Here is a 12284-nt window from a genome sequence, read left to right as displayed (position 1 = left end):
TCCGCGGGGCACGCCCCCGCGGACGCCGCGTCAGGTCTTGGTGCGGAACTTCCGCACGGCGAGCGGCATGGTGATCGCCGTGATGGCCACCGCCCAGCCGAGCGTGATCAGCGCCGGATGGGCCACCGCCCCCTGGCCGTTGAGCAGGGCGCGGGCCGCGTCGGCGAGGTTGGAGAGCGGGTTGACCTTGGTGAACGCCTCCAGCCAGCCGGGCATCTGCTGGGTCGGCGCGAAGATCGACGAGCCGAACTGGAGCGGCATCAGGACCAGCATCGCCATGCCCTGCACTGCCTGCGGGGTCTTCACGCTGAGCCCCAGCAGGATGAAGATCCACATCAGGGCGGCGCCGAAGACCGCGGACAGGGCGATCGCGGTGGCGAACTCCAGCAGGGAGCCGTGGATTTCGAGGCCCAGCAGGAAGCCCATGCCGAGCAGGATCGAGATCGCGAGCAGCATCCGGCCGAGCTCGACCACGATCTTGGCGATCAGGACCGAGGACCGGGCGATGGGCATCGTCCGGAAGCGGTCCATCACGCCCTTGCGGAAGTCCTCGTTGACGCCGCTGCCCACCGCCATGGCGATGTTCATGCCCATCATCGCCATCATGCCGGGCACCAGGTACTGCACGTAGGCGTGCTGGTTGCCCTTGCCGGCGATGGCGCCGCCGAAGACGTAGACGAACAGCAGGATGAAGATCACCGGCATCAGCACCGCGTCGAACAGCGTCTCCGGGTCGTGCTTGATCTGCACGAGGTTGCGCCGCACCAGCGCACCGATGTGCCGCAGGTTGGCCCGGAGGCCGATCCGGCCCTCGTCGGCGCCGGTCGTCCCGACCGGCGGCACCGTCATCGTCGCGGCACTCATGCCGACACCCCCGCGTACTCCTCGTCGTGCAGAGCGGAACCGGTCTCCGGGGCGGTGGCCCCGGACGTCTTCTGGCCGGTGATCGCCAGGAACACCTCGTCCAGGCTGGGCAGGTGGGTGCTGATCCCGGCCAGTGCGAAGCCTCGGGCGCCCAACACCCCGACGACCGTGGTCAGTTGTTCGTCGCTGACGATGGGGACGTTGACCACGCCCTCTTCGTGGTCGGCGGTGGCGCCGCTGATGCCGTCCAGACCGGCCTGGGCGACGGCGCCCACCATCCGGTCCAGCTCGGTCGGGTCGGCCGGCCGGACCTGGAGGGTCCGCCCGCCGACCTTGGCCTTCAGCTCCTCGACCCGGCCCTCGGCGATCACCTGGCCGCGGTCGATGACCGCCAGCTCGTCGGCGAGCTGCTCGGCCTCCTCCATGTACTGGGTGGTCAGCAGGACCGTGGCGCCCTCGCGGACCATGCGCCGGACCTCCGCCCACACCTCGTTGCGGGTGCGCGGGTCCAGGCCGGTGGTGGGTTCGTCCAAGTAGAGGACCGCGGGTCGGCCGATCATCGAGGCGGCGAGGTCGAGCCGGCGCCGCATGCCGCCGGAGTACTTCCCGGCCGGCCGCTTGGCGGCCTCGGTGAGCGAGAACCGCTCCAGCATCTCGTCGGCGCGGCTCCGGGCGTCCTTGCGGGACAGGTCCAGCAGCCGGCCGATCATGTAGAGGTTCTCCCAGCCGGAGAGCTTCTCGTCGACCGAGGCGTACTGCCCGGTCAGGCCGATCCGGCGGCGCAGGGCGCGGGGCTGGCGCACCACGTCGCAGCCGGCGACCACGGCGTGCCCGGCGTCCGGCACCAGGAGCGTGGACAGGCAGCGCACGAGCGTGGTCTTGCCCGCGCCGTTGGGTCCGAGGACGCCGAGCACGGTGCCCTCGCGCACGTCCAGGTCCACCCCGTCGACGGCCTTCACCTCGCCGAAGTGCTTGACCAGACCGCGCACCTCCACGGCGTTGCCGCCCTTGGTGGTTATCGTCTGTCGCGTCATGCCAGCAAAGGTGCCAGCCGCCGCCGACAGCGCACCGACAGGCCGCCGACAGCCCGTGCGGAACGGCTGTCGGCGGCCCGTCGGCGGGCGATCAGTGGAAGGTGTGCTCCTCGGCGGGGAAGGCGCCGCCGACCACGTCCTCGGCGAACGCCTTGGCCGCACCGCCGAGCAGCTCCCGCAGGGCGAGGTACTGCTTGACGAACCGCGGCACCCGGCCGGCGTTGAGGCCCGCCATGTCGGTCCACACCAGCACCTGGGCGTCGCACTGGGCCCCGGCGCCGATGCCGACGGTGGGGACGTGCAGCGAACGGGTCACCTCCGCGGCCAGCTCGGCCGGCACCGCTTCCAGGACCACCGCGAACGCCCCGGCGTCCTGCACGGCCTTGGCGTCCCGCAGCAACTGCTGGGCGGCTTCCTCACCGCGGCCCTGTACCGGGTAGCCGCCGTAGGCGTGCACCGACTGCGGGGTCAGTCCGACGTGGGCCATCACCGGGATGCCGGACGAGACGAGCAGCTCCACCTGGTGTGCGGAGCGCTCGCCGCCCTCCAGTTTGACGGCGCCGACCCCGGCCTCCTTGACCAGTCGGGTGGCGTTGCGCAGGGCCTGGACCGGGCTCTCCTGGTAGGCGCCGAACGGCAGGTCGGCGACGATCAGGGCGCGCTTGGTGCCGCGCACGACCGCCGCGGACAGCAGGGCGATCTCGTCCATCGTGACCGGCACGGTGGACTCGTAGCCGAGGTGGCAGTTGCCCATCGAGTCGCCGACGAGCAGCACCGGGATCCCGGACTCGTCGAAGACCGACGCGGTCATCGCGTCGTAGGCGGTGAGCATCGGCCACTTCTCGCCGCGGCCCTTGGCGGCGGCGATGTCACGGACCGTGACCCGGCGCGAGCCGGTGCCGCCGTAGAGGGTCTTGGTGTTCTCCTTGGCGGGCTTGGCGGTGGGCTCTGCGGTGGCCCCCGCGGCCGGCTCCTGGGCAGGCGAAAGCGTCATGGTGACGACTCCTGTTTCTCCATCTCGAAGCACCCTGACGGTGTCTCCGGACTCCCGTCCATGCTGGCACGGCCTCTTGGGGGAGGAAAGGGGGCGGGGGTGGGGGAAGGTCTGGGTGGGTGGGTGGGGGAAGGACTGTGCGGGTGGGGGAGTGCTGGGCCGGCCCGTCGGGTCGCTTCGGTTCCGGTGGCTTCGGTGGCTTCGGTGGCTTCGGTGATTCCGGCGAACCGGTGGCTTCGGCACGCCTCAACACCGATACGGAACGGTTCCGTATCGCAATGAGCGTATGGTGGCGCCATGGCGACCTCACCGACCCCACCGGGCGCCCCGGGCGCTCCCGCCGCCCCGGTCATCCCCGCGCACATCCACCGTCGGCGCTGGGTGATCCTCACCGTGCTGATGCTCAGCCTGCTGATCGTGGTGCTGGACAACTCCATCCTCAACGTGGCGATGAAGACCATCGCGACCCCGGCCCCCACCGGCCTCGGCGCCACCCAGAGCGAGCTGGAGTGGGCGATCAACTCCTACACGCTGGTCTTCGCCGGACTGCTGTTCACCTCCGGCCTGCTCGGTGACCGGCTCGGACGGAAGAAGGTCCTCCTCTTCGGTCTGGCGGTCTTCGGCGCCGGTTCGGTGCTGGCCGCGGTCTCCTCCTCGCCCACCCAGCTCATCGCCTTCCGCGCCCTGATGGGCCTGGGCGGCGCGTTCGTGATGCCGGCCACCCTCGCGATCCTGATGAACGTCTTCGAACGCGACGAACAGCCCCGGGCGATCGGCGTCTGGGCCGGTGGGGTGGGGCTGGCCATCGCCGTCGGCCCGATCGCCGGCGGACTGCTGCTGGACCACTACTGGTGGGGCTCGGTCTTCCTGATCAACGTCCCGATCGTGGTGTGCGCCCTGGTCGCGATGGTGATCGTGGTGCCCGACTCCAAGGACCCGGCCCCCGGCAAGCTGGACCCGGTCGGGGTGCTGCTCTCGGTGGTGGGTCTGGTCCTGCTGGTCTTCGGGATCATCAAGGGTGGTCAGCTCGCCGACTTCACCGACCCCGAAGTGCTCGCCACGGTCCTCGGCGGGCTGGTGGTGCTGGCCGGTTTCGTCGTCCACCAGAAGCGCAGCGACCACCCGTCCATCGACATCGGCTACTTCCGCAAACCGGCCTTCTCGGCCGCCGTCGCCGCCATCGCGCTGGTCTTCTTCGCGCTGATGGGCGTCACGTTCTTCATCGTCTTCTACGTCCAGAGCGTGCGCGGCTACAGTCCGCTCGACTCCGGGCTGCTGATCCTGCCGCTGGCCGCCGCCCAGCTGATCTTCGCGCCGCGGGCCCGGCTCGCGGTGGACCGCTTCGGGGCCCGCGCGGTGTGCACCGTCGGCATGCTGGTGGTCGCGGTCACGATGGCCGGGATGCTGCTGCTGGGCACCGACACCCCGATCTGGGTGCTGGAGGTGCTGTTCTTCCTCCAGGGCACCGGGATGGCGCACATCATGCCGCCGGTCACCGTCGCGATCATGCAGTCGCTACCACGCGAAAAGGCCGGCTCCGGCTCGGCGCTCAACAACATCTTCCGGCAGGTCGGGGGCACGCTCGGGGTCGCCGTCCTGGGCTCGCTGCTCTCCACCAGCTACCGCGACGGCATCCAGGGCACCCTCGACGCGCTGCGCGGCGTGCCCGGCCCGGTGCGGACCGCGGCCGGCGAGTCCATCGAGGCCACCCTCGGCCTCGCCGCCCGGCTCCGCCCGCTGCCCGCCCACGTGCTGACCGAACGGGCCGACGAAGCCTTCCTGCACGCCATGCACGTCACCGCCCTGGGGGCGGCGGCCGTCTCGATGGTCGGGGCCGTGGTGGTCGTGCTGTTCCTGCCGGGCAAGATGGACCCGGCACCGCACGCGGCGGAGCCGTGGGACGGGCGGAAGGCGGGCGCAGCACGATGAGCCGGGTGGCGGAAGACCGCGGGCGGACGGCCGGGGCGCGCACGGGTGGGGCGGCCCCCCGGCGCCGGGGCCGCCCGCGCAGTGCCGCGGCCGACTCCGCCATCGTCGAGGCGGTGCTCCGGCTGATCGAGGACGGCGTTCCGATAGCCGAGCTGTCCATGGAGCGGATCGCCCGCGAGGCCGGTGTGGGCAAGGCCACGCTCTACCGCCGCTGGTCCGGCAAGAGCGCGTTGCTGGTCGACGTGATGCGGTCGATGGACGTGCCCTGTCCGCCGCTGGAGGGCGTCTCGGTCCGGGACGACCTGGTGCGGCTGTTGGAGTTCCTGCACCGCCGCGGTCTGGCCAAGCGCAGTTCGGCCGTGTTGCGCACGGTCGTCAGTCACGTCGAGGCGCAGCCCGAACTGTGGGCGGAGTACCACGAGACGGTCGTCCGGGCCCGGCACGAGGTGCTGCTGGGGGTGCTGCGGCGCGGGGTGGCCACCGGCGAGATCCGCGCCGACCGCGACCTGGACACCCTCGCCGCCCTCTTCGTCGGCCCGATGCTGGCCCGCGCGCTGCTCCACGAGTGGCAGCAACTCCCCGAGGGGCTCGCCGAGGACGTCGTCGACACGGTGCTGGAGGGGGTCCGGCCGCCGGCGGCGCAGCCGGGCAGCGGCCCGGGAACGTCGGCGCGCTGACCGGTGGTGGGGGCTGTGTGACCGGACCATGCCCGTTGTGTCACAGCCGCCGTCACGAACCCGTGGGAGCGGAACCCCGGGCCGCAGGCATGCCGTCCTCTCCTGCGGGAACGCAAAAGACGGTCCGGCGGAACACGGATCTAAGAGTGCGTTTCACGGCCATCACCTAGGGTCGACGATCACAGGTGAGGCGCACCGGAGCAGGGCGGCAAGGCAGTGAGGACAACGGTATGGCGCAGGCGTACATGACGGAGCCGGGACAGGGCCAGGGGTCCGAGCGGGGCGGTTCCCGGTCCGGGCGCCTGCGGAACTGGTGGCGGCGCGAAGGGATGTGGCGGCGCGGCATCGTCCTCGCGGTGTTCGCGGTCCTCCTCGGGCTGGCCATGGTGCTGCACGCCCGGATCCCCAACACCGTGGGGAACCTGGGCAGTTTGCTGGAGACGTTCCTGCCCTGGCTGGGGCTGGGCGTTCCGCTGTTGCTCCTCTGCGCGCTGCTGCGCCGCTCGGCGACGGCGCTGGTGGCGCTGCTGCTGCCGGCCGTCGCCTGGGTCAGCCTCTTCGGCGGGCAGCTCACCGACAAGACCGGCACCGGCGGCAACTTGACCGTGCTCACCCACAACGTCGACGCGGGCAACCCCGATCCGGCGGGCACCGCCCGGGACATCGCGGCCTCCGGCGCCGACGTGGTCGCCCTGGAGGAGTTGACCGGCACCGCCCTGCCCGCGTACCGCAAGGGCCTGGCCGAGGCGTACCCGTACCACACCGTGCAGGGCACCGTCGGTCTGTGGAGCAAGCGCCCGCTGGCCGACGCCCGGCCGGTCGACATCAAGATCGGTTGGGTCCGCGCGCTGCGCGCCACCGTCACCGCCGCCGACGGCCGGAAGGTCGCGGTCTACGTCGCGCACATGCCGTCGGTGCGGGTCTACGTCGACAAGGGCTTCACCGCCAACCAGCGCGACGGCAGCGCCCAGGCCCTCGGCGAGGCGATCTCCGCCGACCCGGTCCAGCAGGTCGTGCTGCTCGGCGACCTCAACGGCACCATGAACGACCGGTCGTTGGCCCCGCTGACCTCGCAGCTGCGCTCCGCCCAGGGCGCGGCCGGCGACGGCCTCGGCTTCAGCTGGCCGGCCGGCTTCCCGATGGCCCGGATCGACCAGATCCTGGTGAAGGGCATCGACCCGGTCAAGGCGTGGGTGCTGCCGGCGACCGGCAGCGACCACCGGCCGGTGGCGGCCACCGTCAAGGTCTGACCGGCGGCGGCGCGCCCGCTCCCCGCTCCCTGTTCCGCAAGCCCGCGTCCGGTGGGACGGCCCTTGGGTCGTCCTGCTGACGCGGGCTTTTCACGTCCCGTTTTCGCGTCGGAATACTCGGGCTGGGAGACTTTGTTCCGAAACAGAACTTTAGAACGCCGCGCGCTGCACACCGCGCGCCCCATCGTGCCTCCCCACCCCACCCCGAAAGGTTCTCCATGCCCTTGGCTCTGCTCGCGCTCGCGATCTCGGCCTTCGGTATCGGCACCACCGAGTTCGTGATGATGGGCCTGCTGCCCGACGTCGCGGACGACCTGGGCACCTCCGTGCCCACCGCCGGCTACCTCGTCTCCGCCTACGCCCTCGGCGTCGTCATCGGCGCACCCCTCCTGACCGCCCTCGGCTCCCGCGTCCCGCGCAAGCGCATGCTGGTCGCGCTGATGGCGGTCTTCACGGTCGGCAACCTCGCCTCCGCCCTGGCCCCCACCTTCGGGCTGCTGATCGCCGGCCGGCTGCTGGCCGGCCTCCCGCACGGCGCGTTCTTCGGCGTCGGGGCGGTGGTCGCCGCCCGCCTGGTCCGCGAGGGCCGCCAGGCCCGCGCGGTGGCCACCATGTTCCTGGGCCTGACCATCGCCAACATCGTCGGCGTGCCCGCCGCCACCCTGCTCGGCCAGCATCTGGGCTGGCGCGCGACCTTCCTCGTCGTGGCCGCCATCGGCCTGGTCGCGATGGCCTCCCTGGCCCGGCTGATCCCGCCGCTGCCGGCCGAGCCGCACACCGGGCTGGGCGGCGAACTGCGCGCCCTCGGCAACCGCCAGGTGCTGCTCGGCCTGCTCACCGCGGTCTTCGGCTTCGCCGGGATCTTCGCCGTCTACAGCTACCTGGCCTCGATGATGACCGAGGTCACCGGCTTCGCCGCCGGCTCGGTCCCGCTGGTCCTCGCCCTCTTCGGCATCGGCATGACGCTCGGCGCGCTGGCCGCCGGACCGCTCACCGACCGGGCGCTGCGCCCCACCCTCTACGGATCCCTGGGCGCGCTCGCCGTGATCCTGGCGGCCTTCCACTTCGCCGCCCCGGTGAAGTGGGCGGCGCTGGTCGGCGTCGTGCTCATCGGCGCCACCGGATTCCTGACCACCACGCCGCTACAGATGCTGGTGATGAACAAGGCGCGGCAGGCCCCCACCCTGGCCGCCGCCTCCAACCAGTCGGCGTTCAACCTGGCCAACGCGGGCGGGGCCTGGATCGGCGGCCTGGTCCTCTCGGCGGGCTGGGGCTGGACCTCGCCCACCCTGGCCGGCGCGGTGCTGGCCGCCGCCGGCCTGGTGGTCGCGCTGGTCGCCGGCCGGCTGGACCGCGGCGCCGGCGACGCGTCCCCCGGGACGGGCGGGACGGCCCCCACCCGCATCGTGGCGCGCGGCCGGGACGGCGAACCGGCACCCGCCGCCCCGGCGGAGGCGGCCCTCTCGGCCGACGCCGTCGGCCCGTAGGCCCGGTACGGAGGGCCTGGGAGCACCGCGCCCCCGGGCGCCTCCGGTCCGTAGGTCCCTAGAACCCCTCGCGCCAGTGGTTCGTGATCGGCAGCCGTCGGTCCTTCCCGAAGCCCTTGGCGGAGATCTTGGTGCCGGGCGGGTACTGCCGGCGCTTGTACTCGGCGTGGTCCACCATCCGCAGCACCCGGGTCACCAGCGCCGCGTCGAAGCCCTGCGCCACGATCTCCTCGCGGCCCCGGTCACGGTCGACGTACAGCTCCAGGATCCGGTCCAGCACCGCGTAGTCCGGCAGCGAGTCGGTGTCGACCTGGCCGGGCCGCAGTTCGGCGCTGGGCGGCTTGCTGAGGGAGTGCTCGGGGATCGGCGGGGTCTCGCCGCGCGCGGCGGCGGCCTCGTTGCGCCAGCGCGCCAGCTCGTAGACGACGGTCTTGTAGACGTCCTTGATGGGGCCGTAGCCGCCGACCGAGTCGCCGTAGAGGGTCGAATAGCCGCAGGCCAGCTCGGACTTGTTGCCCGGGGCGAGGACCAGGTGCCCCTCCTGGTTGGAGAGGGCCATCAGGGTCGTGCCGCGCAGCCGCGACTGGAGGTTCTCCTCGGCGAGCCCGGTCAGGTGCAGTGTCGCCATGTACGCGTCGAACATCGGGCCGATCGGCACCGTGCGGAAGTGCAGCCCGGTGCGGCGGGCCAGTTCGGCGGCGTCGCCGACGGAGTGCTCGCTGGAGTAGCGCGAGGGCATCGCGACCGCGTGCACCTGCTCGGCGCCGAGCGCGTCGCAGGCCAGCGCGGCGACCAGCGCGGAGTCGATCCCGCCGGACAACCCCAGCACCACGCTGCCGAAGCCGTTCTTGGTGACGTAGGCCCGTAGGCCGACGACGAGCGCGCTGTAGATCTCCGCCAGGTCGTCCAGGCGCTCGGCGTGCCCGTCGAGCGTCCCCGCCGCCCGCTCCGTGGTGGCGGGCGCCGGTGCCGAGGGTGCGGTGGAGAGCACGACGTGGTCCACCCGCAGCCCGTCGGTCAGCACCCCGGACGGCGGTTGCGGTGCGGCGGCCGGCAGTTCCACGTCGACCAGCACGCAGCCCTCGGCGAACTGCGGGGCCCGGGCGAGCACCCGGCCGTCCGCGTCGACGACGATCGAGTCGCCGTCGAAGACCAACTCGTCCTGCCCGCCGGTCATCGCGAGGTAGGCGGTGGTGCAGCCGGCCTCCTGCGCCCGCTTGCGGACCAGTTCCAGCCGGGTGTCGTCCTTGTCCCGCTCGTAGGGCGAGGCGTTGACGGACAGCAGCAGTCCCGCGCCGGCCTCGCGCGCGGCGGGCACCCGGCCGCCCTCCTGCCACAGGTCCTCGCAGATGGCCAGCGCCACGTCGACGCCGTGGACGCGGACGACGGGCAGGGTGTCGCCGGGGACGAAGTACCGGAACTCGTCGAAGACGCCGTAGTTCGGCAGGTGGTGCTTGGCGAAGGTGAGCGCGACCGTGCCGCGGTGCAGCACCGCCGCGGCGTTCTGCGGGGCGCCGGCCGGTCGGCCGTAGCGGGGCAGCGCCTGCGCGCAGCGGTCGAGGTAGCCGACGACGACCGGGACCTCGCCCAGCCCCTCCGCGGCCAGCCGGGCGGCCAGTGCGGACAGCGCCGCCCGGCTCGCCTCGACGAACGACGGGCGCAGGGCGAGGTCCTCGACGGGGTAGCCGGTAAGCGCCATCTCCGGGAACGCGACGAGGTGCGCACCCTGGCCGGCGGCCTGCCGGGTCCCGTGCACGACCGCCGCGGCGTTCCGGGCGAGGTCGCCGACGCAGGAATCGATCTGTTGGAGGGCGAGACGAAGTCGGGGCACCCCGCCAGTCTAATCGTCTTTCTGACGCAATGGGGGTGCGGCGCGGCGCGCGGCGGCCCCCGGCAACGCGGTTGCCGGGGGCCGAACGGGGTGCCGCACGGCCGCCGACCGTACCGGTGGAGCACGGGTCCGGTCGGCGCGCGGTCACTTCCGCCGGTAGCCGAGGACCGTCATCATCCCCGACTCCGAGTGGTAGATGTTGTGGCAGTGCAGCATCCACAGCCCCGGGTTGTCGGCGTCGAAGTCCACGGCGAGGCGCTGCCCGGGCCGCATGACCGTGGTGTCCTTGCGCGGTCCGCCGTTGGGGAGCGTGAAGCTGTGGCCGTGCAGGTGGACCGGGTGCCACATCGCGGTGCGGTTGCGGAACACCAGCCGTACCCGCTCGCCCTCCTCGATCGCGTAGCGCTGTGACGGGGTGTACGGGTATCCGTTGAACGACCAGTTGAAGCGCTCCATGTTGCCCATGAGCTTCATGGTCAGCACCCGGTCCGGCTTCCCGGACCGGCCCCGGACGCCCTCGGCCGCCCGCAGCCGGTCCGCGGTCGTCAGTGGTCCTTCCAGCTCCTTGGGGTGGACCGAGGGCTCCGGCGTCGGGCCGTTGCCGGTGCGCAGTACGGCCAGCGCGGTCTTGTCCTTGCCCTTGCCGTCGGCGACGGCGACCAGCGGGAAGACTCCGGACTTGGCGGTGACCAGGACGTCGTAGCGCTCGGCCATGCCGATGAGCAGCTGCTCGGCGCGGGCGTGCTGCACCGGGTAGCCGTCGGTGTGCGTCACGGTCATGTGGTGGCCGCCCAGCGCCACCCGGTAGGCGGTGTCGCCGCCGGCGTTGATGAAGCGGATCCGGATCCGGTCGCCGGGCCGGGCCCGGAAGCCCTCCGGGTCCGTCTTCGTGCGGCCGTTGATGAGGTGGTACGGGTAGTTCACGCTGCCCGGCATGCCGCCCAGCACGTCGCTGCGGGTGCCGCTCTTCAGCAGCCGGGAGGGTCCGTTGTGGCCGTGCCCGGGGCCGTCGTCGCGGCGCGCCCCGCGACTGGCCCGGGCCGCTTCCCTGGACGCGGCGTCCGCGGAAGCGGCGGCCGCGGCCGCCGCCGCGGTGGCGCTCATGCCGTGCAGCGGCAGGTTGCCCAGACCGACCTCGTGCAGGCTCTTGTTGGCCAGGTCCAGGCCCAGGTCGCCGGGGCCGTTCACGTGCGGGACGAACCGGTCGAGGTCCACGTCCGGGAAGGCCGGGGGCACCCATGCGGGGACCGCCGTCCCCTCGCTGCCGCTGCCGTGACCGCTGTGGTCCCGGTGGTTGCTGTTGCTGTTGCTCGTGCCGTGGCTGCTGTCGTGGCCCGTGCCGTGGTTGCCGTGACCGGCCGCCTCGCCGTGGCCGCCGCTCGCGTGCGCGTGATCGCCGTCGGAGTGGTGCCCTTCGCCGGAGCCGCTGTCGCCGTGCATGGAGTCCCGGCCGTGGTTGAGCTCGTTGAGCACGACGTCCGGGTCGCTGCCGTCCACCCCGTCGAGCCAGTCGTCCAGCACGACGACCCACTCGTGGTCGTACTCCAGCGGCTCCTTGGGGTCGTCGATGATCAGCGGGGCGTACAGCCCGTGGTCCTGCTGGACGCCGACGTGCGGATGGAACCAGTACGTGCCCGGTTGGGTGACCCGGAAGCGGTAGTGGAAGGAGTCGCCCGGCCGGATCGGGCGCTGCGTGACGTCCGGGACGCCGTCCATGTCGTTGCGCAGCCCCAACCCGTGCCAGTGCAGCGTGGTCGGCTGCGGCAGGCTGTTGCGGAACGTCATCGACAGACTGTCGCCCGCGGTGACCCGGACCACCTCGCCCGGCAGCCGGTCGCCGTACACCCAGGTGTCGACCGTCCGGCTGCCGATGTCGATCCGGGCCTTCCGTGCCTCAAGGTGCAGCCGGTGCACCCGGCCGGAGAAGGCGCGCTTGCCCTCGGCCTCGGCGACCTCCGGACCGTGCGGGTCGACGTAGCGCCCGCCGCGCGGGCGGGTGTCGGCGCGCCGGCCGTCCGGTCCCGGCGTCGCGGCGGCGGCACCGGGCGACGAGGCCAGCAGGCTGCCGCCGGCGACCGCGAGGCCCGCGGTCAGCACGGCGCGGCGGGAGTGTGTGGAAGGGGAATCCATGGGGTGAGCACCTCGTGGCGATGTCGGGGACGGGGAGGCGAGGACGACCGCGGGCGCCGGCCGGAGGTCCCCGGCCCCGCCCCCGTAC

At 72.6% G+C, this 12284-nt stretch carries 9 protein-coding genes; 4 read left to right on the top strand and 5 right to left on the bottom strand.

All coding sequences use genetic code 11. The annotated features are described in order from the left end of the window. Window positions 1-30: 30 nt before the first annotated feature. The 3 genes from ACLJT4_RS31575 to panB form a co-directional block, all read right to left on the bottom strand. On the bottom strand, window positions 31-864 hold the full coding sequence (locus tag ACLJT4_RS31575; RefSeq protein ID WP_411127507.1) for an ABC transporter permease: 834 nt from the start codon (window positions 862-864) through the stop codon (window positions 31-33). Beyond that, window positions 861-1898 (bottom strand): ATP-binding cassette domain-containing protein, encoded by a 1038-nt coding sequence (locus tag ACLJT4_RS31570; RefSeq protein WP_411127505.1) that lies wholly within the window; start codon window positions 1896-1898, stop codon window positions 861-863. The genes ACLJT4_RS31575 and ACLJT4_RS31570 overlap by 4 nt, the downstream gene beginning before the upstream one ends. A 91-nt stretch (window positions 1899-1989) precedes the next feature. Next, a complete protein-coding gene (gene panB / locus ACLJT4_RS31565) occupies window positions 1990-2892 on the bottom strand; it encodes a 3-methyl-2-oxobutanoate hydroxymethyltransferase (RefSeq protein ID WP_411127503.1) in 903 nt (300 codons plus the stop codon). Between the two features lie 297 nt (window positions 2893-3189). Here panB and ACLJT4_RS31560 point away from each other — a divergent pair, with 297 nt between their 5' ends. The 4 genes from ACLJT4_RS31560 (at window position 3190) to ACLJT4_RS31545 (ending at window position 8235) form a co-directional block, all read left to right on the top strand. Next, window positions 3190-4821: an MFS transporter gene (locus tag ACLJT4_RS31560; protein WP_411127501.1), complete on the top strand. Its 1632-nt coding sequence runs from the start codon at window positions 3190-3192 to the stop codon at window positions 4819-4821. Beyond that, window positions 4818-5498 (top strand): TetR/AcrR family transcriptional regulator, encoded by a 681-nt coding sequence (locus tag ACLJT4_RS31555; RefSeq protein ID WP_411127499.1) that lies wholly within the window; start codon window positions 4818-4820, stop codon window positions 5496-5498. Before ACLJT4_RS31560 ends, ACLJT4_RS31555 begins: the two co-directional genes overlap by 4 nt. A gap of 329 nt (window positions 5499-5827) precedes the next feature. Further along, window positions 5828-6748, top strand: a complete 921-nt coding sequence (locus ACLJT4_RS31550; protein ID WP_374206850.1) for an endonuclease/exonuclease/phosphatase family protein — start codon at window positions 5828-5830, stop codon at window positions 6746-6748. 218 nt (window positions 6749-6966) lie between these two features. Continuing rightward, complete coding sequence (locus ACLJT4_RS31545; protein ID WP_411127497.1) at window positions 6967-8235, top strand: MFS transporter; 1269 nt, start codon at window positions 6967-6969, stop codon at window positions 8233-8235. 58 nt (window positions 8236-8293) lie between these two features. Here the strand turns inward: ACLJT4_RS31545 and ACLJT4_RS31540 are convergent, their stop codons facing one another. Beyond that, window positions 8294-10066: an NAD+ synthase gene (locus tag ACLJT4_RS31540; RefSeq protein ID WP_411127495.1), complete on the bottom strand. Its 1773-nt coding sequence runs from the start codon at window positions 10064-10066 to the stop codon at window positions 8294-8296. 144 nt (window positions 10067-10210) lie between these two features. After that, window positions 10211-12196, bottom strand: coding sequence for a multicopper oxidase family protein (locus tag ACLJT4_RS31535; RefSeq protein ID WP_411127493.1), 1986 nt, complete (start codon window positions 12194-12196; stop codon window positions 10211-10213). Window positions 12197-12284: the final 88 nt, after the last annotated feature.

The sequence above is a fragment of the Streptomyces sp. x-19 genome, assembly GCF_046549115.1.
GTDB lineage: Bacteria > Actinomycetota > Actinomycetes > Streptomycetales > Streptomycetaceae > Streptomyces > Streptomyces albulus_C.
Note: the sequence above shows the minus strand (reverse complement) of the source record. Positions and strands in the feature narration are given on the sequence as shown.